A 24,387-nucleotide genomic window follows, 5' to 3' on the forward strand; every position below is an offset into this window, starting at 1 on the left:
GTTCCACGAGACGTCGCCTCCCCCCGTGTTCACGTCCCCGGCGGCGCCTTGCCTTACTGGAGGAAGTTGATGAGTACGGCCACCGCCCAGGCCGCCGCTCCCGCGAAGAAGCGCGGATCCGGCCTGTTCCAGGGCCTGCAGAAGGTCGGTCGCAGCCTGCAGCTGCCGATCGCCGTTCTGCCGGCCGCGGGTATCTTGCTCCGTCTCGGCCAGCCCGATGTCTTCGGTGCCGAAGGTCTCGGCTGGGACAAGGTCGCCTCCGTGTTCGCCACGGCCGGTGACGCGGTCTTCGCCAACATGCCGCTGCTGTTCTGCGTCGGCATCGCGATCGGTTTCGCGAAGAAGGCGGACGGCTCGACCGCACTCGCCGCGCTCGTCGGCTTCCTGGTCTACAAGAACGTCCTGACGGCGTTCCCGACCTCCGAGGCCGTCATCAACACGACCGCGAACAAGGGTGTCGACGTCGCCGCGACGTACAACGACCCCAAGGTCTTCGGCGGCATCATCATGGGCCTGCTCGGCGCCGTCGTCTGGCAGCGGTACCACCGCACCAAGCTGGTCGACTGGCTCGGCTTCTTCAACGGCCGTCGGCTCGTCCCGATCCTCATGGCCTTCGTCGGCACCATCATGGGTGTTCTCTTCGGTCTCCTCTGGGAGCCCATCGGTGGCGTGATCACCGACTTCGGCAACTGGATGACCGGCCTCGGTGCCCTGGGTTCGGGCATCTTCGGCGCCATCAACCGCGGCCTCCTCCCCGTGGGCATGCACCAGTTCGTGAACACCGTCGCCTGGCAGGAGATCGGCACCTTCACCGACTCCACCGGCGCCGTCTGGCACGGCGACCTGCCGCGCTTCTTCCACGGCGACCCGTCCGCCGGTCAGTTCATGTCGGGCTTCTTCCCGATCATGATGTTCGCGCTGCCGGCCGTCGCCCTGGCGATCACCCACACCGCTCGCCCCGAGCGCCGCAAGGTCGTCGGCGGCATGATGTTCTCGCTCGCCCTGACCTCGTTCGTCACGGGCATCACCGAGCCCATCGAGTTCGCGTTCATGTTCCTGGCGCCCCTGCTGTACGTGATCCACGCGGTGCTCACCGCCGCGTCGATGGTGATCACCTCGGCCCTCGGCGTGCACCACGGCTTCACCTTCTCCGCCGGCGCCCTGGACTACTTCCTGAACTGGACGTACGCCTCCAAGCCGTGGCTGATCATTCCGATCGGTCTCGTCTTCGCGGCGATCTACTACGTGGTCTTCCGCTTCGCGATCACCAAGTTCAACCTCGCCACCCCGGGCCGCGAGCCCGAGGAGGAGATCGAGGACCTCACCAAGGCGTGAGCCTCGCCCGAACGGCGGAAGGCCCCGGAACCAGGACGGTTCCGGGGCCTTCCCCGTCTTCGCGTACGCGGCCTCAGATCTCGTAGACCGCGCCCGGTCGCGCCAGCTCCGACGGTCCCGCGTACACCTCGCGCGCGTCCCGCAGGTTCAGCTCACCGTCCGTCCACGGCGGGATGTGCGTGAGGACGAGGCGCCCCACCCCCGCCCGGGTCGCCTGCGCGCCGGCCTCCCGGCCGTTGAGGTGGAGGTCCGGGACGTCCTCCTTGCCGTGGGTGAAGGAGGCCTCGCAGAGGAAGAGGTCGGTGCCCTCGGCGAGGTCGTTCAGCGCGTCGCAGACCCCGGTGTCCCCCGAGTACGTCAGCGCGCGGCCCCCGTGCTCGACCCGGATGCCGAACGCCTCGACCGGATGGCACACCTTCTCCGTACGGACCGAGAACGGGCCGATCTCGAAGCTGCCCGACGTCAGCGTGCGGAAGTCGAAGACCTCGCTCATCGAGGAGGGCGAGGGCGTGTCGGCGTACGCCGTGGTCAGCCGCTGCTCGGCACCCTCCGGCGCGTAGACCGGGATCGCGTCGCAGCGCCCGCCCTCGTGCCGGTAGTAGCGGGCGACGAAGTACCCGCACATGTCGATGCAGTGGTCCGCGTGCAGATGGCTGAGGAAGATCGCGTCGAGGTCGTACAGACCGATGTGGCGCTGCAGCTCGCCCAGGGCGCCGTTGCCCATGTCGAGGAGCAGCCGGAAGCCGTCGGCCTCGACGAGGTAGCTCGAACAGGCCGATTCCGCGGACGGGAACGACCCCGAGCAGCCGACGACGGTGAGCTTCATGGAGCGAGAACCTCCGTGGACGGGTGCGGGAAGCGCGCTGAGGGAGGGGAGGCTGTGCGGTCTGTCGAGCGTAAGGCGCACCCGGGCCCGCCGCTCCTTCGTGGTGGCCCGTTGTGGGCGAACTCACGGGCTCTGTCACCGGTTCGGATGGATGGTGGGGCGCGGCGGCGGGGTGGGGCGCGCACCGGTACCTTCTTGGGGTATGGACACGTCGTGGTGGCCCGCGCTGGCCGCGGTCGTGGTGATCGCGCTGGTGGTGGCGGTCGCCGACGGGCGGAAGCGGTCGGGGCGGCGGCCTTCGGGCCGGACGCGGCCGCCGGCGCGGCCGACGAGGCCGGGGCGTGGGCCTGCGGCGCCGGGGCGTGCGCCCGCGCGAGGGGGGCGTGCGCCGAGGGCGGCCGAGATCTGGTGGGCGGAGGTGCCCTTCGAGGACGGGCCGGGGTCGAAGGACCGGCCCTGTCTGGTGCTTCTCGTACGGGGGGACAGCGCGCTCGTCGCCAAGATCACCAGCAAGTACCACGACGAGCGGCCGGGGGTCATCGCGCTGCCGCCGGGTTCGGTGGGGGACGCGCAGGGCCGGCCGAGCTTCCTGGAGACGGACGAGCTGCGGGAGGTGCCGGTGTCGGACTTCCGGCGGAGAGTGGGAGAGGCGGACCCGGTCCTGTGGGACCAGGTCCGCCATCTGGCGCGGTAGCGCGGAGGGGGCGAGTCGCCTCGGGGCCCTAGGCCCAGAGCTGGCCCTGGACCGCCGCGATCGCTTCCTCGGTGGTCTTGGCCGTGTAGAGGCCGGTCGAGAGGTACTTCCAGCCGCCGTCGGCGACGACGAAGGCGATGTCGGCGGTTTCGCCCGCCTTGACCGCCTTGTTGCCGACGCCGATGGCCGCGTGCAGGGCGGCGCCGGTGGAGACGCCCGCGAAGATGCCCTCCTGCTGGAGGAGTTCGCGGGTGCGGGTGACCGCGTCGGCGGAGCCGACCGAGAAGCGGGTGGTGAGGACGGAGGCGTCGTACAGCTCGGGGACGAAGCCCTCGTCGAGGTTGCGCAGGCCGTAGACGAGGTCGTCGTAGCGCGGCTCGGCGGCGACGATCTTGACGTCGGGCTTGTGCTCGCGCAGGTAGCGGCCGACGCCCATGAGGGTCCCGGTGGTGCCGAGGCCGGCCACGAAGTGGGTGATGGAGGGGAGGTCGGCGAGGATCTCCGGGCCGGTGGTGGCGTAGTGCGCGCCGGCGTTGTCGGGGTTGCCGTACTGGTAGAGCATCACCCAGGAGGGGTTCTCCGCGGAGAGCTCCTTGGCGACGCGTACGGCGGTGTTCGAGCCGCCCGCCGCGGGGGACGAGATGATCTCGGCTCCCCACATGGCGAGCAGCTGGCGGCGCTCCTCGCTGGTGTTCTCGGGCATGACGCAGACGATGCGGTAGCCCTTGAGCTTGGCGGCCATGGCCAGCGAGATGCCGGTGTTGCCGCTGGTCGGCTCCAGGATGGTGCAGCCGGGGGTGAGGCGGCCGTCCTTCTCCGCCTGCTCGATCATGTGGAGCGCGGGGCGGTCCTTGACCGAGCCGGTGGGGTTGCGGTCCTCCAGCTTCGCCCAGATGCGGACGTCGTCCGAGGGCGAGAGCCGGGGGAGGCGGACCAGCGGCGTGTTGCCGACCGCGGCCAGCGAGGAGTCGTAACGCATGTGGATCAGACCATGCCGCCGGCGACGGCCGGCAGGATCGTGACGTTGTCGCCGTCGGTGAGCTTGGTGTCGATGCCGTCCAGGAAGCGGACGTCCTCGTCGTTGAGGTAGACGTTGACGAAGCGGCGGAGCTTGCCGCCGTCGACGATGCGGGCCTCGATCCCGGTGTGGCGCGTCTCCAGGTCGGCGAAGAGCTCGGAGAGGGTGGCACCGCTGCCCTGGACGGCCTTCTCGCCGTCGGTGTAGGTGCGGAGGATGGTCGGGATGCGGACCTCGATGGCCATGGCGTGGGCTCCTGTCGGAAGTGGCGTGTTGGGCGCGCTTCTGTGGCCCCGCGCGGAGGGGGTCGTGCGGTGAGGGCGCTCGGCCGGTCGCTCAGAGCGCAGCGCGTGAGGTACAGATCGCGCTGGCGAGGCGGCACAGGTCGACGTGCAGGCGTGCCACGAGCAGGGTGGTGCTCGGAGTCTCTTCGCTCACGTCGTGGGAAACCATGAGCTCATCGTATCGATTCCCGGTCCGGGTTTCGGAATGTGATCTCACATGGTGGATGATTTCTGACCGCCTGCCGGAACGGACTGGAAGAGGACGGTGGGGCTCCCCGTCCTCGGATGCGGGATGACCTCGGCGTCCACCCCGTAGACCGCCTCCAGGAGCGCGGGCGTGAGGACCTCGGCCGGTGTGCCGCCGGTGACGAGCCGTCCGCGCTCCAGCACGTAGAGGCGGTCGCAGTACGCCCCCGCGAGGTTGAGGTCGTGGAGGGCGAGCAGGTTGGTGGTGCCTAGGGTGCGGACGAGGGCCAGGACGTCGAGCTGGTGCCGGATGTCGAGATGGTTGGTCGGCTCGTCGAGGACGAGGAGGTCCGGATCCTGGACGAGGGCGCGGGCGACGAGGGCGCGTTGGCGTTCGCCGCCGGAGAGGGTGGGGTACGGGCGGTCGGCGAGGTCCGCGAGGCCGACGCGGGCGAGGGCGGCGGCCACGCGCGCGTGGTCGTCGCCGGTGTCGCCCTCCCAGAACCGCTTGTGCGGGGAGCGGCCGAGGGCGACGAGTTCACGGACGGTGAGTTCGAACTCGGTGGCGCTGTCCTGGGGGACGGTGGCGACGCGGCGGGCGCGGGCCTTGGGGCCGAGGGCGTGGAGGTCGTCGCCGTCGAGCGCGGCGTGGCCCGCGGTGGGGGTGAGGGTGCCGTAGACGCAGCGCAGGAGGGTGGTCTTGCCGCTGCCGTTGGGCCCGATGAGGCCGACGGTCTCGCCGGGCCGGACGGTGAGGTCGACGGAGCGCAGGCGCTCCCCGTAGGAGAGTCCGCACAGCCGGAGCTCGGTCACGGGGCTGCTCCTTCGGGGCGGCGGCGCATCAGCCAGAGGAAGAACGGGCCGCCGGTGAGGGCGGTGAGGACGCCGACGGGGATGTCCTGGGGGGCGGCGACGGTCCGGGCGCCGAGGTCGGCGAGGACGAGGGCGAGCGCCCCGCCGAGCGCGGCGACCGGGAGGAGCCGGCGGTGCGGGGCGCCGACGGCGAGCCGGGCGGCGTGCGGGGCCATGAGGCCGACGAAGCCGACGGCTCCGCTTGCCGCGACCATGACGGCCGTGACGAGGGAGGCGAGGACGAAGACCCCGGCGCGGAAGCGGGCGGTGTCGAGGCCGAGGACGGTGGCGCCCTCCTCGCCGGTGAGGAGCAGGTCGAGGGGGCGGGCGAGGGCGAGGAGGAGGCCGGTGCCGAGGACGAGGACGGTGGCGGGGAGCGCGAGGGTGTCCCAGCGGGCGCTGCCGAGGCCGCCGAGCGACCAGTACAGCGCCTCCTGGAACTGCTCGGGCCGTCCGGCGACGACGAGGAGCAGGGTGGCGAGGGCGGAGAGGATGTACGAGACGGCGACTCCGGCGAGGACGAGCCGGGCGCCGGTCATGGTCCCGCCGCGGCGCGCGAGCCCGTAGACGAGGACGAGGGCGAGCAGGGCGCCGGCGAAGGCTCCGGTGGGCAGGGCGACGGTGGTGGTCACCCCTCCCCCGATGCCGACGACGAGGACCAGGACGGCTCCGGCGGAGGCTCCGGAGGAGATCCCGAGGAGGAAGGGGTCGGCGAGCCGGTTGCGCACGAGGGCCTGGAGGACGGCGCCGACGACGGCGAGCCCGGCGCCGACGACGAGGCCGAGGAGGACCCGGGGCAGCCGGACATCGAGCACGATCGTCCGGTACGGCGAGGGGCCGGCCCGCCCGGTCAGGACGTCGAATACCTGGCCGGGCGGGATGCGGACGGAGCCGAGGGCGAGCGCGGCGAGGCAGGCGCCTGCGAGGGCGAGGAGCAGCCCGGTGACGACGAGGGCGTAGCGGACGGGGCGCGCGGGGGCCCGGTCCCGTCCGTCCGGCCCGGAAGGGGTCGGGGCCGGACGGACGGTGGTGGCGGGGGTGGTCATCGTGCGGCGGGGTGGAGCTGGGCGGCGAGCTTGTCGACGGCGGCGGGGACGCGGACGCCGAGGACGGTGTCGGAGAGGGGGAGGACGGCGAAGCGGCGGTTCCTGATCGCGGGGACGTCCTTGAGGGCGGGGTCGTCGAGGAGCCGCTTCTTCTTCTGGGCGACGGTGGTGGTGCCGTAGTCGTAGATGACGATCACGTCGGGGCGCCGGTCGAGGACCTGTTCCCAGGTGGCGTCGCCGAAGGTCTTGTCGAGGTCGGCGAAGACGTTGCGGCCGCCGGCGCGGGTGATGAGCTCGTTGCCGATGCCCTTGCCGCCGGCGGTGAAGGCGGTCTTGTCGCCGCTGTCGTAGACGAAGACGGAGACCGGGGTGACGCCCTTGAGGCGCTTCTCGGTGGCGGCGACGGTGGTCTTCGCGCCGCGGATCCAGGTCTCGGCGCGGTCGGGGACGCCGAAGGTGCGGCCGGTCTCGCGGACTTCGCGGTAGAGGTCGTCGAGGGAGGTCGAACCGGAGGGGCAGTACTCGGTGTTGAGGCGGGTGGCGATGCCGGAGCGCTTCAGGTCGTCCCGGCCGCGGCCGGCCTTCGCGTCGAAGGCGGAGGCGTAACCGCCGTACACGAAGTCGGGGTTCGCGGCGAGGAGGGCCTCCTTGGAGGGGTACTCCTTCGCGAGGACGGGGACGGTGTCGTAGGCCTTCTTGTACGCGGGGAGGATCGCGTCGTCGAGGTAGGCGGTGCCGGCCAGCGACTTCTCCAGGCCGAGGGCCAGCATGACCTCGGTGACGTGCTGGTTCATGGTGACGGCGCGCCGGGGCGGGGCCTGGTAGGTGGTCGTCACACCGCAGTTGGTGACGGTGTACGGGAATCCCGGCGCGGGCTTCGCGTCCGGGGCGCCCGCCTCGGGGGCGGCGCAGCCGGCGAGCAGGGTGACGAGGGCGGCGGCGGGCAGCAGGGCACGGCGGGGCCGGGTCATGACGGGGTGCCTCCTCCGGGGATTTCCACGTCCCCGATCGGTGGTGGGAGGCGGCAGGTCAGTTCCTGGCTTCCGCCTCCCCGGTGGGGAGGCGGTCACAGTGGCGGGACCGTGCCGGATTCGCACCGGCTTCCTGGGTCCTGCCGCCCTTGGGTCCGGGCCAGTGTCTCACTCGGGCCAGGACGACTCGCGGATGGTGGTCACGAAGTCGCCGGGGACGAAGCCGGGCACGAAGTGGCGCAGGACGTCGGCCTTGACGTTGCCGAAGGTGGTGTCGGGCCTGGGGGCGATGCCCTCGGCGAAGGCGGCGAGGATCTGCCGCTTGAAGTCGGGGCGGGGGTGGGCGGCGACGATCGCGGCGCGGTCCTCGGGGGTGACGGCGGCGGGGTCGTCGTGGCCGATGCCGAGGACGTCGTACTCGACCCCGGCGGTGACGAGGGCGACCTCGGGCTCCATGAACGCGGGGATGCCGGGGGTGGTGTGGAGGGCGATCGCGGTCCAGACGCGGCGGACGGCGTCCTCGTCGGCCTGGGCGCGGAGGAAGGCGGCGGGGCGGGTGGCGTCGGTGTGCACGGGGGCGTTCGCGCTGGCGGCAGGGGGGTTCGCGCGGTCCTCGCCCCGCGGGGCGGCGCTCACCCGCTGCCCGTGTGGGCAATCGTCCCGCTGGGGCGGGACGCCTGCCCACGACGCGGCCGACCCGGCGGCGGATCACAGCGCCCCCACGCTGGCGCGGCGGGCGGGGATGAGCGCCCGGCATCTGGCGCGGCTGTTCCGGGAGCAGGTCGGGGCGACGCCGGCGGGGTACGTGGAGCGGGTGCTGCTGGAGGGCGGGGCGAGCGTGACGGGGGCGGCGGCGCGGAGCGGGCTCGGGAGCGACGAGAGCCTGCGGAGGGCGTTCGCCCGGCACTTCGGGGTGACGCCCTCCGCCTCTCTGGCCAGGTTCCGGACGACGTCCGCCTCGTAGGCGACGCGCCGCCGGCCGGTCCGTCCTACGCGTAGGCCTCGACGACCTCGACCTCTTCCTCCGTCACGACGCCCTCGACGATGGAGTAGGAGCGGAACTGGAAGGGGCCCGCGTCGTCGGTGTCGGCGGTGGAGACCAGGACGTAGTGGGCCTGGGGCTCGTTCGCGTAGGTGATGTCGGTGCGGGACGGGTAGGCCTCGGTCGCGGTGTGCGAGTGGTAGACGATGACGGGCTCCTCGTCCCGGTCGTCCATCTCGCGGTAGAGCTTGAGCAGGTCCGCGGAGTCGAACTCGTAGAACGTGGGCGAGCGGGCGGCGTTCAGCATCGGGATGAACCGCTCGGGGCGCCCGCTGCCGACCGGTCCCGCGACCACGCCGCAGGCCTCGTCGGGGTGGTCCGCTCGGGAGTGCTCCACGATCTGGTCGTACAGGGCCCGGGTGATGGTCAGCATGCCGACAGGATAAGCAGACGGGCCGTTCCGTACCGAGAAGTGGTACGGAACGGCCCGGATGCTGAGACGTCGCAGGTCGGAGCGTCAGGCGCGCTTCACGAAGGCCGCGCCCTGGGGGTTGCGGGCCTTGAGGACCAGGTACGAGACGGCGAGGATCAGGCCCCAGACCGGCGCGCCGTAGAGCGCGACCCGGTTGTCCTTGTCCATGCCCATGGTCACGATGACCATGCCGATGAAGGCGAGCGAGAGGACGCTGAACCAGATGCCGCCCGGCGCCTTGAAGGAGGAGTGGGGCAGCTCGCCGCGGTCGGCCTTGAGGCGGTAGCGGATCTGGCAGATCAGGATGACGATCCAGGCCCACATGCCGGAGATGGTGGCGAAGGAGACGACGTAGTTGAACGCCTCGCCGGGCCACTGGTAGTTGATCCAGACGCCGACCATCATCAGCGCGGCCGAGACGGTGGTGCCGACCAGCGGGGTGCCGGACCGGGTGAGCCGGGTGAAGACCTTCGGGCCCTGGCCGTTGAGCGCGAGGTCGCGCAGCATGCGGCCGGTGGAGTACATGCCCGAGTTGCAGGAGGACAGGGCCGCGGTCAGGACGACGAAGTTGACGATGGCGGCGCCGACGCCGAGGCCCATCTTCTCGAAGGCCGCGACGAACGGGGAGACGCCGGGCTTGAACTCGGTCCACGGGACGACCGAGAGGATCATGATCAGCGCGCCGACGTAGAAGACGGCGATGCGCCACGGCACGGTGTTGATCGCCTTCGGCAGGACCGTCTTCGGGTCCTTCGACTCGCCCGCGGTGACGCCGACCAGCTCGACGGCGAGGAACGCGAACATGACCATCTGGAGGGTCATCAGGGTGGAGAAGATGCCGTCCTTGCCGGCGAAGAAGCCGCCGAGGTCCCACAGGTGGGTGACGGAGGCGGTGTCGCCGGCGTCGGAGAAGCCGAGGGTGAGGATGCCGGCGCAGATCAGGATCATGCCGACGATCGCGGTGACCTTGACCATGGAGAACCAGAACTCCAGCTCACCGAAGAGCTTCACGGAGATCAGGTTGGCGCCGTAGAGGATCACGGTGAAGACGAGGGCGGACAGCCACTGCGGGATGTCCCACCAGTACGTCATGTAGGTGGCCGCGGCGGTGACCTCGGTGATGCCGGTGACGACCCAGAAGAGCCAGTACGTCCAGCCGGTCACGAAGCCCGCGAACGGGCCGATGAACTCACGCGCGTACTCCGAGAAGGAGCCCGACACCGGGCGGTACATGAGGAGCTCGCCGAGCGCCCGCATGATGAAGAAGATGACGAGGCCCGCGAGGGCGTACGCGAGGATCAGACTGGGTCCCGCGATGGAGATGCCCTTGCCCGCCCCCAGGAAGAGCCCGGTGCCGATGGCACCGCCGATCGCGATCATCTGGATCTGCCGGGCGCCGAGTGCCCGGTGGTAACCCTCGCCCGAGGCGGAGTCCGCGGCCTCATTGCCGTCGTGCTGCTTGTCGACCTGCACTGAGGTCATGGTGGTGCGCCTTTCTCCATGCTGATCCGCGCGACTGCGAGTGCGTCTGCTGCGGATCAGATCCTGATCCCCCCGGATGTGGATGGAGTGCTACCGGCGGTCAGCCGGCCCCAGCGCCCTCGGGAACAGGGGTGGCGTGCCCGAGTGGTCGTGAAGATTTATCACGGGGTGGGGGGTGATCTACGGAGTTGCGTGTGGCGCGCACCACAAAAAAATACGGACAAAGGACACACAAGATGGCCGAGCGGACGCTCTGATAACGCATTCGTTATCCGGATTTGAGCGTCCGCTGAGCGAACAGGCCTTCGGTCAGGCCATCAGGGTCGCGACGAGGGACTCCTGGAGCGCCCCCAGCCAGAGGTACGCCATCACCATCGGCTTGCGCGGATCGGAGTCGGGCAGCCGGTACAGCTGCTCGCTGTCCTCGTCGTCCGTGACCTCCAGGCGCGTCCCGATCGTCAGCCGGAGGTCGTTGAGCGCGCCGAGCCAGGCCCGGGACTCGTCCGGGGTGAGCTTCAGGACCGCGCCGCCCTCCCCCGCCGCCTCGGCGGAGAGGGAGTCCAGGGCGCGGACGACCACGAGGGCGTCCTCGCGCTTGCGGGCCCGCAGGTCGTTCTCGGTGTAGCGGCGGAAGTCGGAGGCGGCCGCCCGCAGCTCCTCGCTGTCGTCCCCGTACGCGTCGGGGAAGAGGCGCCGCAGGGCGGGGTCGGACGGCGGCTCGCTCGGCCCCTCGGCGAAGAGCGCGGCCAGCGGGTCCGCGTCGGCGGCGGGCTCGTCGCCCGGGCCGATCAGCTCCATGAGCTGGACGGCGAGCGAGCGGAGGATGGAGATCTCGACGTCGTCGAGCGCGACGGCCGCGCCGCCGCCGGGGAGCGGCTCGAAGTGGCCGGCCATCAGAAGCGGTCCTGGGAGAGCGTCGCCCACAGGCCGTAGCCGTGCATCGCCTGCACGTCCCGTTCCATCTCCTCGCGGGTGCCGGCGGAGACCACCGCGCGGCCCTTGTGGTGAACGTCGAGCATCAGCTTGTGCGCCTTGTCCTTGGAGTATCCGAAGTACATCTGGAAGACGTACTCGACATAGCTCATCAGGTTGACCGGATCGTTGTGCACGAGGGTCACCCAGGGCACGTCGGGTTCGACGACCGCGGAGACCTCCTCGGCCGATTCCGTACGTTCGATCTCAATAGGCGCGACGCTCACTCACACCATGTTGTCACCCCTGGGGGCCTGTCGCGCAAACGGGCACACCCGCCCCACCCGCCGACCCCCCTATTCGTCACTTTGACGATTTCTGCGCTAGCATCGCTGACATGAACGCTGCGGACCTTGGGCTGCCGGTGGACGTGCCGTCGACCGCGCTCTTCACCGATCAGTACGAGCTGACCATGCTCCAGGCGGCCCTCGCGGCCGGCACCGCCGACCGGCGCTCCGTCTTCGAGGTCTTCACCCGGCGGCTGCCCGAGGGACGGCGCTACGGCGTCCTCGCGGGCGTCGGCCGGGTCCTCGACGCCGTCGAGAACTTCCGGTTCGACCCCGCCGTCCTGGGCTTCCTGCGGGAGCGGGCCATCGTCGACGAGCCCACCCTGGAGTGGCTCGCCCGCTACCGCTTCTCCGGCGACATCTGGGGCTACCCCGAGGGCGAGGTGTACTTCCCCGGCTCGCCCGTGCTGCGCGTCGAGGGCTCCTTCGCCGAGTGCGTGCTCCTGGAGACGGTGATCCTCTCCATCCTCAACCACGACTCGGCCATCGCGGCCGCGGCCTCCCGCATGTCGGCCGCGGCCGGCGGACGGCGCCTCATCGAGATGGGCGCCCGCCGCACCCACGAGCTCGCGGCCGTCGCCGCCTCCCGCGCCGCCTACGTCGGCGGCTTCGACTCCACCTCGGACCTCGCGGCCGGCTTCCGCTACGGCATCCCGACCGTCGGCACCTCCGCCCACGCCTTCACCCTGCTCCACGACAGCGAGCGGGACGCCTTCCGGGCCCAGGTGGAGACCCTGGGCCGGGGCACGACCCTGCTCGTCGACACGTACGACGTGGCCGAGGCCGTCCGGACCGCCGTCGAGGTCGCCGGACCCGAGCTGGGAGCCGTACGGATCGACTCCGGCGACCTGCTGCTGGTCGCGCACCGGGTGCGGGCGCAGCTCGACGAGCTGGGTGCCCGGGACACCAGGATCGTGGTCACCTCGGACCTCGACGAGTACGCCATCGCCTCGCTCGCCGCGGCCCCGGTCGACGCGTACGGGGTGGGCACGCAGCTGGTCACCGGCAGCGGCCACCCGACCTGCTCGATGGTCTACAAGCTGGTCGCCCGGGCCGCCTCGGCCGATCCGAAGGCGCCGCTGGTGCCGGTGGCCAAGAAGTCGGTGGGCGGCAAGGCCTCCGTCGGCGGGCGCAAGTGGGCGGCCCGCAGGCCCGACGCGGACGGGGTCGCCGAGGCGGAGGTCGTCGGCACCGGCCCGGTCCCGCCGGAGCTCGCCGACCACCAGCTGCTCGTCGAGCTGGTCAAGGGCGGCGACGTGGTGGCCCGGGAACCGCTGGAGGCCGGCAGGGCCCGGCACATCGCGGCCCGGGCGGGGCTGCCGATGTCGGCGATCCAGCTGTCGCGGGGCGAGCCCGTGCTGCCGACCGAGTACGTGTAGGAGTCCTCGGGGACGCCCCCTCCCGAACGGAGGGGGAAGTCTCTAGGCTCGAGCATCTCCCTTCCGACGCGCTAAGGACACCCGCCATGCACCGCGCATTGATCGTTGTGGACGTTCAGAACGACTTCTGCGAGGGCGGCAGCCTCGCGGTGACCGGGGGCGCGGACGTCGCCGCCGCGATCACCGACCTGGTCGGCCAGACGGCGGGCAGCTCCTACCGGCACGTCGTCGCCACCCGCGACCACCACGTCGACCCGGGCGGGCACTTCGCCCCGGCGGGCGAGGAGCCGGACTACGTGTCCTCCTGGCCGGTGCACTGCGTGGCCGGCACGGAGGGCGTCGGCTTCCACCCGAACTTCGCGCCCGCCGTCGCCAGCGGGGCGATCGACGCCGTCTTCGACAAGGGCGCGTACTCCGCGGCGTACAGCGGCTTCGAGGGGTTCGACGAGAACGGGCTGACCCTCGCGGACTGGCTGCGCTCGCGGGACGTCACCGAGGTCGACGTGGTCGGCATCGCCACCGACCACTGCGTCCGGGCCACGGCCCTGGACGCGGCCCGCGAGGGCTTCCGGACCCACGTCCTGCTCGACCTGACGGCCGGCGTGGCCGAGGCGACCACCGACCGGGCCCTGGAGGAGCTCCGGGCGGCGGGCGTGACGCTGACGGGCAAGCCGGTCGTGGCCTAGGCGCGGGTCCCCGGACGGCCTCCCTACGCCGCCGGCTCCTTCGGGAGGGACCGCACGGGGTGCCAGAGCTCCTGGGCGGCGCCCGGTGTGGATCTCCACAGCAGGCCGTCCGGGTGGTGCAGGACGGCCGTGATCTCGTCCGGGGTGGGCGGCTCGCTGTTGCCGCGGAGGTACACCGCGCGCAGCCCCAGGTTCCGCAGCCGGGTCAGGGCGCGGGCACGGTTGGCGGCGTGGACCAGGAAGCGGACGGTGGCGCCGTCCCCGGCCGGGCTGGGCAGCCCTATGGCGACGACCACGCTGCCTCCCGGCAGCTTGCAGAACCCTCCATTGGGCATGCGGAACCACTCCCCCGTGGATCAGATGTCAATAAGACTTGCGTCAGACGCACCTAAACACGATCGGCCGCCGCCCGCTAGGGGGCGACGGCCGATCATGATCTGACCTGCGGTTTTACGAACTACTTGGTCGAGGGACCGACCTGAACCGTGATCGTCTGGCCATCCTTCGGCTCCTTGACGACCTGGATCTTGGTGTTGGTGTCAGTTACCTGGACACCGGCGCGCGGGTTCTCGGCGAACCAGTACACGCCCTTGCGGTCGTCGAAGGTCGGGTTGCCGGCCTGCGACGGGACCCACGTGGCGACGTCCTTGTTGTGGAGCTGGAAGCCGTCCGTGCGGGCGATGGTGAAGGGCGAGTCGTAGGCCTGGACGCGGTTGCGCATCAGCTCACCGTTGCGCCACTTCAGCGGGCTCGGGTGCGAGTCGATCGGGAGGACCAGACCGGCGCCCGGGTGCTGGGAGGTGTTGTTGTCCTTCTGGGACAGGTCCCACTTCCAGATCAGCAGACCGTTCTGGTACGCGTAGTGCTCGACCCAGCCGGACTTGTCACCCGTGAAACCGAAGTTGTACGGGCCGGTCTTGAGGGTGGTGTCGTACGAGACGTACTGGCGGTTCTCCGCGATGTAGTACTGCTCGTACTCCTTCGTGAAGCCCTTGCCGACCCGCGAGAAGCCCTTGGCGACCCAGCCGTTGTCGCCGTTCTCGGCGCCGTCGGCGAAGACGGAGGCACCGTCGGCGGTCAGGTTGATGGCGTCGGCGGTGAAGCCCTTGCCGCCCGCGCCGCCGTCCGTCTGGTAGCGGAAGCGGAGGTCGAACTTCTTGCCCGCGTAGGCGCCCAGGTTGTAGACGAGCTTCTTGCGGGTGTCGGAGACACCGGTCAGCGCCGGGGAGCCGGCCGCGTCGCGCGGGAGGGCCACGCCGTCGGCGGTGCCGTCCAGGGCCGTCCAGTTGGCGCCGCCGTCGGTCGACACCTCGGTGTAGAGGTAGTCGTACTCGGCCTCGATGTCGTACCAGCCCTGGAGCTCCAGGGAGGCGGACGTCTTGCCCGTGAGGTCGACGGAGCGGGTCAGGGTGTTCTTGAGGTCGTCACCCATGTTGCTCCACCACTGCGACGCACCCTCGGCGGGGGCGACGATGTCGGTGGTGACCTGCTTCTTCGGCAGCTCGACGACGAGCGCCTGCGGGTTCTTGGTGTTGTACTCCGAGACGCCCAGCTTGTGGGTGGTCTTGGTGCCGCGCTGCCAGTCGTTGACCTTGGCGTAGTTCAGCCAGCCGAGCTGGAGCTTGTCCCAGGCGCTCATGTCGCCGGGCAGGTCGCCGATGGCGTCCTTGCCCTGGCCGAGCCAGGAGCCGGAGGACATGAGGGTCCAGAACCCGGTGGAGTTCTCGCCGCCCGCGGTGTCGTAGTGGTCCGGCAGACCGAGGTCGTGGCCGTACTCGTGGGCGAAGACGCCGAGGCCGCCGTTCTCCGGCTGCATCGTGTAGTCGCCGACCCAGATGCCGGTGTTGCCGATCGGGGTGCCGCCGGACTTGTTGTTCGACGGTCCGGTCTTGCCCGCGTCGGTGCCGTAGGCGTACCAGCGGTGGGCCCACAGGGCGTTCTTGCCCTCGGCGCCGCCGCCGGCCGACTCGTCCTCGCCCGCGTGCACGAGCTGGAAGTGGTCGATGTAGCCGTCGGGCTCGTTGAAGTTGCCGTCGCCGTCGAAGTCGTAACGGTCCCACTGGTCGTACGTGGCCAGCTGGGCCTTGATCTGGGCGTCGGTCTGGCCCTTGGCCTTCTGGTCGGCGACCCAGGCGTTGAGACCGTCGCGGACGGTGTCCCAGACGTTGGAGCAGTTGGTCTGGCCGCAGTAGTTCGAGCCGTAACGGGCCTCGTTGTACGGGACCTTGACCCAGTCGGAGACCGTGCCGTCGACCGAGTAACGACCGGACGAGGTCCGCTCGTAGTAGGTCTTCAGGGACTGCTTCGGCTGCCCCTTCTTGTCCTTGCCGGTACCGAAGTACAGGTCCTGGAAGTGCTGCTGGTTGTAGTCCGCCTGCCAGGCCGTGGAGTTGTCGTTCTTACGGTCCGGCTGGGCGATGCGGTTGTGCAGCGGGCCGGGCGTGCCGCCGTACTTCGGCTTCAGGTCCGGCGTGTCGTCGTCCTTCCGGTCGACCAGGGTGGTGTTGTCCACCTGGTCGCCGAACTCGACGAGGATCGTGAAGATCTTGTCGGTCTTCTCGCGGCCGAGCTCGACGTACTTCTTCGCGCCGAGCTTGACGACCTGCGATCCGCCCCGGTTCTCGACCTTGGCGTCACCGTTCATGACCCGCTCGAGGGCAGCCTTGCGCTGCAGCTCCTGCTGGTCGCTGTACGGGCCTTCGAGGTCGTGGTCGACCGTCGTCTTGTCGACGGTCTGGATGCCTGCCGGCACGCCCGGACCCTTGTCCTCGGCCCAGGCGGTGGTGAACGTCGAAGCGCTGGCGGCGGTGGCCGCGAGCGCCACGACGACTGCGGACGCTATGGCCCGTCGTCTGTTGGTCACTTGATGTTGTCCTCCCCGGCGCCCGCGCTCTCGGACCGAAGGTGGGGTGTCCGTCCGGCGGGGTCGCGCGTCACAAGTGACGACATTCGACCGGAGTGCCGCGAGAAAAGACAGATCTTGACTTGCACGGGTCAACTGCACTATGCGGGCGACGATTTCCGATAATCGAACATCAAGCGGGCGCACCGTGAAGGAAGATTGACGATTTCGTGACCCCGTGCGCCCCCCGTGCACCGGCGGCGTGGGTTAGGTCACGCTTACCTGCCCCACCGCCCGGGCATCCACCGTCGTAGAGTCGAACCGAAGTCTTGAGGGGCGGTACCCGTCATGCAGCGTCCGAACGCCGCACAGCTCACCTACGGTTCGGCCACCGTCGTGCTCGCGACCGTCGCCCTGCTGTTGCTCTCCGGTACGACGACGACCCTGGGCATCGCGGTGATCTGCGCCGCCGGCCTGCTGCTCGGGGCTCTCGTGGCCGTGACGATGCCGGTGCGCGAGCGGCCCGTCAATACCCCCGTGGACGAGGAGATCCGGGTGCCGGCCGAGCGCGTGGGCGCGGGGGCCGATACCCGGATCGGTTCGTGACGCTTCGTCCCTTCCGGCTCATTCCGGGGCGCTGACGACCACCGTCTTCGCCGCCTTGTCGTGCAGGCCCTGCTTGTAGGGCTTGTCGACCATGATCAGGATGAGGATGAGCAGCGGCCACAGGCAGGCGCAGCAGATGAGTGCCGGCAGCCAGAGCACGACGGCGCGCAGCAGCGACTGGCTCATCGGGGGCGTCGAGCCGTCGTTGAGCATCGCGACCCGCAGCTTCATCAGCTTCTTGCCGATGGTCCGGCCGTTCTTCGCCGTCAGCACGGTGTCGTACCCGACGTAGGCGACGATCGTGATGAGCTGGAAGACCAGCTGGCTGCCGCCGTTGAGGCTGTTGACCGTGTCCCCGAAGTCGTTGCCGTCCTCGGTCGCCCGCCGGTAGATGTCGAACGGGATGCCGATGATCGCGAGCGGCACCGCGACGATCACCCAGTCGATGAACCGCGCGAGGACCCGGCGCCCGGTCTCCGCCAGCGGCGGCATCCCGGTGAGCGGATCGGCCCCGCCGTACCCACCGCCGTAGCCACCGCCGTACGGGGGCGGGGGCGGGGGCATGTTGTCGTACGGGGAGCCGTACGGGTTCCCCGGCGGGGGCGGGCCTCCGGGGGGAGGGCCGCCCGGAGGCGGACCCCCCGGGGGCGGCGCACCTCCCGGCGGCGGGCCTCCCGGCGGCGGCGGGCCTCCCTGGGACGGGCCTCCCTGCGGCGGCTCCGGCGGCGGCTCGGGCGGCCTCTTGCTGAACGGGTCGTCCTCGGGCGGCTGGTCGGGCGGCGGCTGGTCGGTGCTCATGGGGGCAGTGGATCCCGGGCGGGACGGCCCCGCAAGGAATCACCGCCCGTTCGGGGGACGGCGCTCCCCGGGGCCGCCTCAGCGCGCCACGAAGGTGCCCGCCGCCTTGTCGTGCCAGCACTGGCGCCAGGGGCGGTCGAAGAGGCACCACAGGACGTTGACGACACCGATGACCAGGAGCCCCAGCACGCTGTAGACGAACCAGCGGCGGAGCGCCTTCCCGAACGTCGGCGGCTGGTGCGACTCGATGTCCCGCACTTCCAGGCCGCACAGCTTCTTGCCGAGCGTGCGGCCCCACTTGGCGGTGGGCAGTGCCTCGTACAGGATCCCGATGACGAACAGCGAGGCGAGCGCGATGCCGAACTGCACGGAGGTCGTCGAGTCGAGCAGCCAGACCTGGACGGTGGTTCCGGACTGCCGGGCCTCCTCGATCTTGCCCTCGATGTGGTCGACCGCGGCGGTCACGAAGGGCACGGAGGCCGCGCCGACCAGAGCGCCCAGGACGACGCCGTCGATCAGCCGGGCGACCAGGCGCCGGCCGAGTCCCGCGGGACGGGCGGAGGCCTGCTCGCGGGCCGCCTGCTGGAAGACGTCCTCGACGGGCGGCTTCCACGGGACGACGGGCGGCTGCTGCTCCTGCGGTTGGGGCTGGGGCTGGGCCTGCTGCTGGGCCCACGAGGGGGTGGACGGCGCCGCCGGTACGGGGACGGGTGCGGGGGCGGGGGCGGGGGTCTGGACGGGTGCGGGGGCGGGTGCCGGCGCCGGGGCTGCCGCGGCGGGGGCCGGCCGGGGCTGGGGCTGCGGCTGCGGCACCGGCTGGGGTGCCGGGGAGGGGGCGGGCGTCGGGATCGGGGTGACGGGCATGCCTCCGAGGCGCGCGGCTCCCCCGGCCACCCGGGGGTCGGCGACGGGCGCCGGGGCGGCGGCCCGGGCCTCGTCCGGCTCGCTGCCGCCCGCGACCGGCCAGTCGGCCGGGGTGCGCGGATCGGGCGTGCGCGGCGCGCCCCAGGAGACCTTCTGGTCGCGGTCCCCGCCGAATCCGGTCTGCCGGGCGGAGTCCGCCTGCCAGGCCGACGCGGGCTCCGGAGCGAGCGGCTCCTCGTCGAAGAAGACCGGCCCGGTCTCCTCCACCGTGGGTACGGGGGCGGGTGCCTGCGCCTGGGCGGGCAGGTGCGCGGCGGCGTGCACGGGGGGCGCGACGGACCGCTGTGCGGGCGCCGGGTCAGGCACCGGTGCCGGCGTCGGCTCCGCGAGGGGGGTCGGGTCCGCGAAGGGCGCCCGCTCCGGGAAGGATGCCGGCGTCTCCACGGACCGCGCCGCCTCCACCGCCTGTGCGGGTGCCGCCACCGGAGCCGGTGCCGGGCCGGAGGCGAGGATCGGGCCCGCCGGGATCGCCGAGGCGGGCGGACCGGGCGGAACCTCGTCCCCCGCCGGGGCGGGCCGGCTCGTGCCGGGCACCCACGCGCCCCCGTTCCAGTACCGGATGTATCCGGGAATGGACGGGTCCGGGTAGTACCCCGCCTGCGGTACCTCTCCGCCGCCTCCAGGAGGAGTAGCCACTGCCCCGACTCCGTTCAGTCACAACGCCTTTGATCCGCACGGCCGCTCGCCGGGCGTGCCGCGCCCAAGGAGGACAGTAACGAAGAACGTCCCCGAGGGGACGAGGAGCCCGCGAGAAAGCCCGCCTTCGGGGGGACACGTACCGGAATCGATCACTCCCCGTGATGTTCGGGCCGAGACATCCCGTCCGCCGGACCGCTCGGAACACCTCCCCGGAATCCCCGGGAGAAAACTTCCCGAAAAAAACTTCCCGAAGTCGCGTCATGAACTGCGTCCACCCCGCTCTCTCCAGATGAAGGCCCGTCCGGGACCCGACCGCGAGAAGGAGCAGGACATGCAGAACACCGACCACACCACCCTCGAGCGCGAGCTGGAACTGAAGCTGGTGCTCTCCCCCGAGCGCTCCGTCCCCGTGCCCGCCCGGCTCGCCTACCGGACCGGCGATCCGTACGCCGTCCACGTCACCTTCCACGTCGGCACCGACCACCCGGTGCACTGGACCTTCGCGCGCGAGCTGCTCGTCGAGGGCGTCTTCCGGGCCTGCGGCCACGGGGACGTCCGGATCTGGCCCACGAAGGTCGACGGCAGCAACGTCATCCTGATGGCCCTCTCCTCCCCCGACGGCGACGCCCTGCTCGAAGCGCCGTCCGCGCAGGTGTCCGCCTGGCTGGAGCGGACCCTGCGCGCGGTGCCGCCGGGCACCGAGTCCGAGCGGCTCGGCATCGACGACGGGCTCGCCGAGCTCCTGGCGACCACGGTGGCCGCCGACGAGCTGTGGGTGCGCGACCCGTGGCCGTCGGACGAGTCCCAGGACGGCGAGCTGTGACCCCCGTACGACCGGGGACGGCGTCAGAAGAGCTTTCCGGGGTTGAGCAGTCCGAGCGGGTCGAAGGTGGCCTTGATGCCGCGCTGGAGCTCCAGACCGACCGGCCCCAGCTCCCGCGCCAGCCACTCCTTCTTGAGGACGCCCACGCCGTGCTCGCCGGTGATCGTGCCGCCCAGCGCGAGCCCGAGCGCCATGATCTCGTCGAAGGACTCCCGCGCCCGCCGCGACTCGTCCTCGTCGGTGTGGTCGAAGCAGACGACGGGGTGGGTGTTGCCGTCGCCCGCGTGCGCGCAGACGCCGATGGTCAGGTGGTACTTCTCCGCGATCGCCGCCGTGCCGTCGAGCATCTCGGCGAGCCGCGTCCGCGGCACGCACACGTCGTCGATCATCGTCGCGGACTTGATCGTCTCCAGGGCCGTGAGGGCGAGCCGCCGCGCCTGGAGGAGCAGTTCGGACTCGGCGGCGTCCGCGGCCGGGACGACCTCGGTGGCACCCGCCGCGCCGCACAGCTCCCCGACGGCGGCCAGGTCGGCGGCGGGGTCCGGGGTGTCGAAGGCGCACAGGAGCAGCGCCTCGGTGGAGTCCGGCAGACCCATGCGGGCCAGCTTGTTGACCGCCTGGACGGTGGTGCGGTCCATGAGTTCGAGCAGTGACGGGGTGTGGCCCCGCTCCATGATCGCGCAGACGGCCTCGCAGGCGGCGGCCGCGGACGGGAACTCTGCGGCGAGCGCGAGCTGCGCGGGCGGCTGCGGCCGGAGCGCGAGGACGGCCCCGACGACGATGCCGAGGCTGCCCTCGGAGCCGACGAAGAGCCGGGTCAGGTCGTATCCGGCGACGCCCTTCGCCGTGCGCCGGCCGGTGCGCAGGAGCCGCCCGTCGGCGAGCACCACGTCGAGGCCGAGGACGTACTCGGCGGTGACCCCGTACTTGACGCAGCACAGGCCGCCGGAGGCGGTGCCGATGTTCCCGCCGATCGTGCAGGTCTCCCAGCTGGACGGGTCCGGCGGGTAGTACAGGCCGTGTTCGGCGACGGCACGGGACAGGACGGCGTTGACGACGCCCGGTTCGACGACGGCGATCCGGTCGACCGGGTTGATCTCCAGGATGCGGTCCATCTTCACGAGGGAGAGCACGATGCAGCCGTCGGAGGCGTTGGCGCCCCCCGACAGGCCCGTGCGGGCGCCCTGCGGGACCACGGGGACGCGGAGTTCGGTCGCGGTCCGCATGACGTGCTGGACCTGCTCGACCGTGCGCGGCAGCACGACGGCCGCGGGGGTGCCGGCCGCGCAGAAACTCGCCATGTCGCGCGCGTAGGAGTCGGTCACGTCCGGGTCGGTGAGGACCGCGTCGTCGGGGAGCCCGGTGCGCAGCCGGGCCACGAGGTCGTGCCGCTGAAGATCGTCCATGCGTCCAGCGTGGCACCCGCCGCCATCGGTGTGAACCCGCCGGAGCGGGCCCTTCGTGTGCTCTTCGTACAGCCGGGGGCGGGCGCACAGTGAGCGCCATGAAGACCGAGAACGTGTCGAGGACGGTCCTCGTCGCCGGGGTGGGCGCGGTGCTCGCGGCGGCGGCGCTGCTGTACGTGCCCGAGCTCGTCGGACAGGGCCCGCCGCCCCCGCCCGGGCCCGCGGAGCGGGCGGTGATCGCGGCCCGGGCGGGCGCCCCGGCCTCGCTTCCGGACCTGGCCGCGCTGATCGCCGACCGGGAGCAGTGGGTCCGGGCCCACCCGGACGACGAGGCGTCCTGGGCGGAGCTGGGCGCGGCGTACACGGAGCGGGGCAGCCGGCTCGGGGACGTACGGGACTATCCGCGGGCCGAGCGGGCGCTGCGCCGCTCGCTCGCCGAACGGCCCGCCGCGCGCGGGAACCCGGAGGCGGAGCTCGGGCTCGGGGCGCTCGCGGGGGCGCGGGGCGACTGGGCGACGGCCCGGGAGTGGGGCGAGCGGGTACGGAAGGCGGATCCGCGCCGGTGGCCGGTCTACCCGGTCCTGATCGACGCCTACAACGGGCTCGGGCAGTACCAGGCCGCCCAGAAGGCGCTGGAGAGCCTGGAGAAGCTGCACGCGGGCCCGGTGGTACGGGCCAGGGCCGCGCAGGCCTATCGCGACCGCGGCTGGCGCGAGGACGCCGACGCGGCGGCCCTGGACGCGGTGGCGCTCGCGGAGAGCGCCCCGGAGAAGGCGGCGGCCCTGGCACGGGCCGGGGACCTGGCCTGGGAGCGGGGCGAGGCGGAGGAGGCCCTCGGGCAGTACGGGGCGGCGCTGCGGCTCGTCGCGGACCACGGGCCCTCGCTCGCGGGCCGGGCGCGGACGCTCGCGGCCCTCGGCCGCACGGAGGAGGCGGTGGGCGCGTGGCGGGCGGCCCTGGCCCGGCTGCCGCTGCCGGAGTACCTCCTGGAGGCGGGCGAACTGGACGAGTCGCTGGGCCGGGACGGGGACGCTCGGGCCCTGTACGAACGGCTGCGGACGGGCACCTGGACGGGGGCGGAGGTGCCGCTCGGGCTCCTCGACGCGGACCACGGCGACGCGGCCGCCGCGGTCGCCCGGATGCGGGCGGAGTGGGCGCGGGGCCACCGCTCGGTGCGGGTGGCGGACGCGCTGGCGTGGGCGCTGCACCGCGCGGGCGCGTCGAAGGAGGCGCTGGGCTACGCGAAGCGGGCCACGGAGGAGGGCCTGCGGAGCGCGCTCTTCCTGTACCACCGGGGCGAGATCGAACGGGCCCTGGACCTGCCGGGCCCGGCCCGGCGCCACCTGGAGGAGGCGCTGCGGATCAACCCCGAGTTCTCACCGCTGGACGCCCGGCGGGCGGAGCGGTCGCTGGCGGCGCTGGGGGAACTGCCGGACGAACTCCCACCGGAGCTCCGCCGGGAGCCTGCGGCGAAGGCCGGGGGCCCGACCGGAACCACGCGTCCCGGCCCACCCCCCGCGTGAGCCGGAACGCCGGTCCGGCCCGGGCAGGCCGGAACGGTGCCCGTGCCGGCGCCACAGGCTGCCGGGCCTGAACCCGCACCCCGGTGACGGCCACGGGTGTGCGGGTCCAGGCCCGGAACGCGGAGGCGCCGCGAGAAGGCGCCGTCCCGTGTGCCCACCCGTCCCGCGCCAGCGGGACGATCGCCCACACGGGCGGCGGGCGGCGGCTACAGGTTGCCGCGCTTCTCCTGTTCGCGCTCGATCGCTTCGAACAGCGCCTTGAAGTTGCCCTTCCCGAAGCCCATCGACCCGTGCCGCTCGATCATCTCGAAGAAGACGGTCGGGCGGTCCTGGACCGGCTTCGTGAAGATCTGCAGCAGGTACCCGTCCTCGTCGCGGTCGACGAGGATCTTCAGCTCGCGCAGGGTCTCGACGGGCACGCGCGTCTCGCCGGCCCACTCGCCGAGGGTGTCGTAGTACGAGTCGGGGGTGTCGAGGAAGGAGACACCGGCGGCCCGCATCGCGCGCACGGTGGCGACGATGTCGTTGGTGGCGAGGGCGATGTGCTGGACGCCGGCGCCGCCGTAGAACTCCAGGTACTCGTCGATCTGCGACTTCTTCTTCGCGATCGCCGGCTCGTTGATCGGGAACTTCACCTTGAGGGTGCCGTCCGCGACGACCTTCGACATGAGCGCCGAGTACTCGGTCGCGATGTCGTCGCCCACGAACTCCTTCATGTTCGTGAAGCCCATGACCTTGTTGTAGAAGCCGACCCAGTCGTTCATCTTTCCGAGCTCGACGTTGCCGACGCAGTGGTCGATGGCCTGGAAGGTGCGCTTGGCCGGCGGCTCGACGATCGGGTTCGCGGAGACGAAGCCCGGCAGGTACGGGCCGTCGTAGCCGGAGCGCTCGACGAGGGTGTGGCGGGTCTTGCCGTACGTGGCGATGGCGGCGAGGACGACGGTGCCGTGCTCGTCCTTCAGCTCGTACGGCTCGGTGACGCCGGTGGCGCCGTGCTCGACGGCGTAGGCGTACGCGGCGCGGGCGTCCGGCACCTCGATCGCCAGGTCGACGACGCCGTCGCCGTGCTCGGCGACGTGCTCGGCGAGGAAGCGGCCCCGGTCGGTCGTGGCCTTGATGACCGAGGTGAACACGAACCGTGCCGCACCGTTGGTGAGGACGTAACTGGCGGTCTCGCGGCTGCCGTTCTCCGGTCCGGAGTAGGCGACCAGCTTCATGCCGAAGGCCGTGGAGTAGTAGTGCGCGGCCTGCTTGGCGTTGCCGACGGCGAAGACGACCGCGTCCATTCCCTTGACCGGGAAGGGATCGGCCTCACGCGCGGTGGAAGGGGTGTGATCGATGGTCTCAGTCATGG

The 24,387-nt window shown here is 71.7% G+C and carries 25 protein-coding genes, 1 pseudogene and 1 riboswitch; of the genes and pseudogenes, 8 read left to right on the forward strand and 18 right to left on the reverse strand.

All coding sequences use genetic code 11. From position 1 onward, the window contains the following. The first annotated feature begins 69 nt into the window (after positions 1–69). Positions 70–1,335 carry a PTS transporter subunit EIIC gene (locus ACFV2S_RS04885; protein WP_385554264.1) on the forward strand — a complete coding sequence of 422 codons (1,266 nt, stop codon included), beginning with the start codon at positions 70–72 and terminating at the stop codon, positions 1,333–1,335. Positions 1,336–1,408: 73 nt separating this feature from the next. Here ACFV2S_RS04885 and ACFV2S_RS04890 read toward each other — a convergent pair whose 3' ends face one another. Further along, positions 1,409–2,161, reverse strand: coding sequence for an MBL fold metallo-hydrolase (locus tag ACFV2S_RS04890; RefSeq protein WP_385554266.1), 753 nt, complete (start codon positions 2,159–2,161; stop codon positions 1,409–1,411). 202 nt (positions 2,162–2,363) lie between these two features. Between ACFV2S_RS04890 and ACFV2S_RS04895 the strand changes: the two genes are divergently transcribed. Then, positions 2,364–2,855: a type II toxin-antitoxin system PemK/MazF family toxin gene (locus ACFV2S_RS04895; RefSeq protein WP_385554268.1), complete on the forward strand. Its 492-nt coding sequence runs from the start codon at positions 2,364–2,366 to the stop codon at positions 2,853–2,855. Between the two features lie 28 nt (positions 2,856–2,883). Here the strand turns inward: ACFV2S_RS04895 and ACFV2S_RS04900 are convergent, their stop codons facing one another. The 7 genes and pseudogenes from ACFV2S_RS04900 to ACFV2S_RS04930 form a co-directional block, all read right to left on the reverse strand. After that, positions 2,884–3,834, reverse strand: a complete 951-nt coding sequence (locus ACFV2S_RS04900) for a PLP-dependent cysteine synthase family protein (RefSeq protein ID WP_383786262.1) — start codon at positions 3,832–3,834, stop codon at positions 2,884–2,886. Between the two features lie 5 nt (positions 3,835–3,839). Further along, complete coding sequence (locus tag ACFV2S_RS04905; protein ID WP_383786265.1) at positions 3,840–4,118, reverse strand: MoaD/ThiS family protein; 279 nt, start codon at positions 4,116–4,118, stop codon at positions 3,840–3,842. Positions 4,119–4,209: 91 nt separating this feature from the next. Next, on the reverse strand, positions 4,210–4,326 hold the full coding sequence (locus tag ACFV2S_RS04910) for a putative leader peptide (RefSeq protein ID WP_323809276.1): 117 nt from the start codon (positions 4,324–4,326) through the stop codon (positions 4,210–4,212). Between the two features lie 44 nt (positions 4,327–4,370). Next, positions 4,371–5,156 carry an ABC transporter ATP-binding protein gene (locus ACFV2S_RS04915; protein WP_385554271.1) on the reverse strand — a complete coding sequence of 262 codons (786 nt, stop codon included), beginning with the start codon at positions 5,154–5,156 and terminating at the stop codon, positions 4,371–4,373. Beyond that, complete coding sequence (locus ACFV2S_RS04920; protein ID WP_385554273.1) at positions 5,153–6,241, reverse strand: FecCD family ABC transporter permease; 1,089 nt, start codon at positions 6,239–6,241, stop codon at positions 5,153–5,155. The genes ACFV2S_RS04915 and ACFV2S_RS04920 overlap by 4 nt, the downstream gene beginning before the upstream one ends. Beyond that, complete coding sequence (locus ACFV2S_RS04925) at positions 6,238–7,212, reverse strand: ABC transporter substrate-binding protein (protein WP_385554275.1); 975 nt, start codon at positions 7,210–7,212, stop codon at positions 6,238–6,240. The genes ACFV2S_RS04920 and ACFV2S_RS04925 overlap by 4 nt, the downstream gene beginning before the upstream one ends. Positions 7,213–7,271: 59 nt before the next feature. Next, a riboswitch (cobalamin riboswitch) is annotated at positions 7,272–7,348 on the reverse strand. A 32-nt stretch (positions 7,349–7,380) separates the two neighbouring features. After that, positions 7,381–7,755: pseudogene (locus tag ACFV2S_RS04930) on the reverse strand (diguanylate cyclase); the annotation flags it as partial. Positions 7,756–7,954: 199 nt separating this feature from the next. On the opposite strand from ACFV2S_RS04930, the gene ACFV2S_RS04935 reads away from it, so the two are divergent. Continuing rightward, positions 7,955–8,176 carry a helix-turn-helix domain-containing protein gene (locus ACFV2S_RS04935; protein ID WP_385554277.1) on the forward strand — a complete coding sequence of 74 codons (222 nt, stop codon included), beginning with the start codon at positions 7,955–7,957 and terminating at the stop codon, positions 8,174–8,176. A gap of 25 nt (positions 8,177–8,201) precedes the next feature. On the opposite strand, the gene ACFV2S_RS04940 is transcribed toward ACFV2S_RS04935, so the two are convergent. From ACFV2S_RS04940 to clpS, 4 genes are all read right to left on the reverse strand, one after another. Beyond that, on the reverse strand, positions 8,202–8,627 hold the full coding sequence (locus tag ACFV2S_RS04940) for a Mov34/MPN/PAD-1 family protein (RefSeq protein WP_385554279.1): 426 nt from the start codon (positions 8,625–8,627) through the stop codon (positions 8,202–8,204). 84 nt (positions 8,628–8,711) lie between these two features. Further along, entirely contained in the window at positions 8,712–10,148 is a 1,437-nt protein-coding gene (locus tag ACFV2S_RS04945) for an amino acid permease (RefSeq protein ID WP_385554281.1), read from the reverse strand. A gap of 309 nt (positions 10,149–10,457) precedes the next feature. Next, positions 10,458–11,042, reverse strand: coding sequence for a DUF2017 domain-containing protein (locus ACFV2S_RS04950; RefSeq protein ID WP_382855321.1), 585 nt, complete (start codon positions 11,040–11,042; stop codon positions 10,458–10,460). Then, on the reverse strand, positions 11,042–11,347 hold the full coding sequence (gene clpS, locus ACFV2S_RS04955) for an ATP-dependent Clp protease adapter ClpS (RefSeq protein WP_383786286.1): 306 nt from the start codon (positions 11,345–11,347) through the stop codon (positions 11,042–11,044). The genes ACFV2S_RS04950 and clpS overlap by 1 nt, the downstream gene beginning before the upstream one ends. 110 nt (positions 11,348–11,457) lie before the next feature. Here clpS and ACFV2S_RS04960 point away from each other — a divergent pair, with 110 nt between their 5' ends. Both ACFV2S_RS04960 and ACFV2S_RS04965 read left to right on the forward strand, forming a co-directional pair. After that, positions 11,458–12,786: a nicotinate phosphoribosyltransferase gene (locus tag ACFV2S_RS04960; protein WP_385554284.1), complete on the forward strand. Its 1,329-nt coding sequence runs from the start codon at positions 11,458–11,460 to the stop codon at positions 12,784–12,786. Between the two features lie 86 nt (positions 12,787–12,872). Beyond that, on the forward strand, positions 12,873–13,472 hold the full coding sequence (locus ACFV2S_RS04965) for a nicotinamidase (RefSeq protein WP_385554286.1): 600 nt from the start codon (positions 12,873–12,875) through the stop codon (positions 13,470–13,472). A gap of 23 nt (positions 13,473–13,495) precedes the next feature. On the opposite strand, the gene ACFV2S_RS04970 is transcribed toward ACFV2S_RS04965, so the two are convergent. Then, positions 13,496–13,807 (reverse strand): hypothetical protein, encoded by a 312-nt coding sequence (locus ACFV2S_RS04970; RefSeq protein WP_385554288.1) that lies wholly within the window; start codon positions 13,805–13,807, stop codon positions 13,496–13,498. Positions 13,808–13,929: 122 nt separating this feature from the next. Next, complete coding sequence (locus tag ACFV2S_RS04975; protein ID WP_385554290.1) at positions 13,930–16,335, reverse strand: immune inhibitor A domain-containing protein; 2,406 nt, start codon at positions 16,333–16,335, stop codon at positions 13,930–13,932. Positions 16,336–16,662: 327 nt separating this feature from the next. Here ACFV2S_RS04975 and ACFV2S_RS04980 point away from each other — a divergent pair, with 327 nt between their 5' ends. Beyond that, on the forward strand, positions 16,663–16,920 hold the full coding sequence (locus ACFV2S_RS04980; RefSeq protein WP_382855303.1) for a hypothetical protein: 258 nt from the start codon (positions 16,663–16,665) through the stop codon (positions 16,918–16,920). An 18-nt stretch (positions 16,921–16,938) separates the two neighbouring features. Here the strand turns inward: ACFV2S_RS04980 and ACFV2S_RS04985 are convergent, their stop codons facing one another. Beyond that, positions 16,939–17,718: an RDD family protein gene (locus tag ACFV2S_RS04985; protein ID WP_385554292.1), complete on the reverse strand. Its 780-nt coding sequence runs from the start codon at positions 17,716–17,718 to the stop codon at positions 16,939–16,941. 78 nt (positions 17,719–17,796) lie between these two features. Further along, entirely contained in the window at positions 17,797–19,278 is a 1,482-nt protein-coding gene (locus ACFV2S_RS04990; protein ID WP_385554294.1) for an RDD family protein, read from the reverse strand. A 334-nt stretch (positions 19,279–19,612) separates the two neighbouring features. Between ACFV2S_RS04990 and ACFV2S_RS04995 the strand changes: the two genes are divergently transcribed. Then, a complete protein-coding gene (locus ACFV2S_RS04995; protein ID WP_385554296.1) occupies positions 19,613–20,104 on the forward strand; it encodes an SsgA family sporulation/cell division regulator in 492 nt (163 codons plus the stop codon). A gap of 23 nt (positions 20,105–20,127) precedes the next feature. Here ACFV2S_RS04995 and ACFV2S_RS05000 read toward each other — a convergent pair whose 3' ends face one another. Further along, the gene (locus tag ACFV2S_RS05000) at positions 20,128–21,510 is read right to left on the reverse strand and encodes an FAD-binding oxidoreductase (RefSeq protein ID WP_383801367.1); all 1,383 of its coding nucleotides are present in this window, start codon (positions 21,508–21,510) and stop codon (positions 20,128–20,130) included. A gap of 98 nt (positions 21,511–21,608) precedes the next feature. Between ACFV2S_RS05000 and ACFV2S_RS05005 the strand changes: the two genes are divergently transcribed. Beyond that, positions 21,609–23,033 (forward strand): tetratricopeptide repeat protein, encoded by a 1,425-nt coding sequence (locus ACFV2S_RS05005; protein ID WP_385554298.1) that lies wholly within the window; start codon positions 21,609–21,611, stop codon positions 23,031–23,033. Between the two features lie 206 nt (positions 23,034–23,239). Here ACFV2S_RS05005 and hppD read toward each other — a convergent pair whose 3' ends face one another. Continuing rightward, a complete protein-coding gene (gene hppD / locus ACFV2S_RS05010; RefSeq protein WP_383800089.1) occupies positions 23,240–24,385 on the reverse strand; it encodes a 4-hydroxyphenylpyruvate dioxygenase in 1,146 nt (381 codons plus the stop codon). Between the last annotated feature and the right edge of the window lie 2 nt (positions 24,386–24,387).

The sequence above is a fragment of the Streptomyces sp. NPDC059695 genome (assembly GCF_042733785.1).
Lineage (GTDB): Bacteria > Actinomycetota > Actinomycetes > Streptomycetales > Streptomycetaceae > Streptomyces.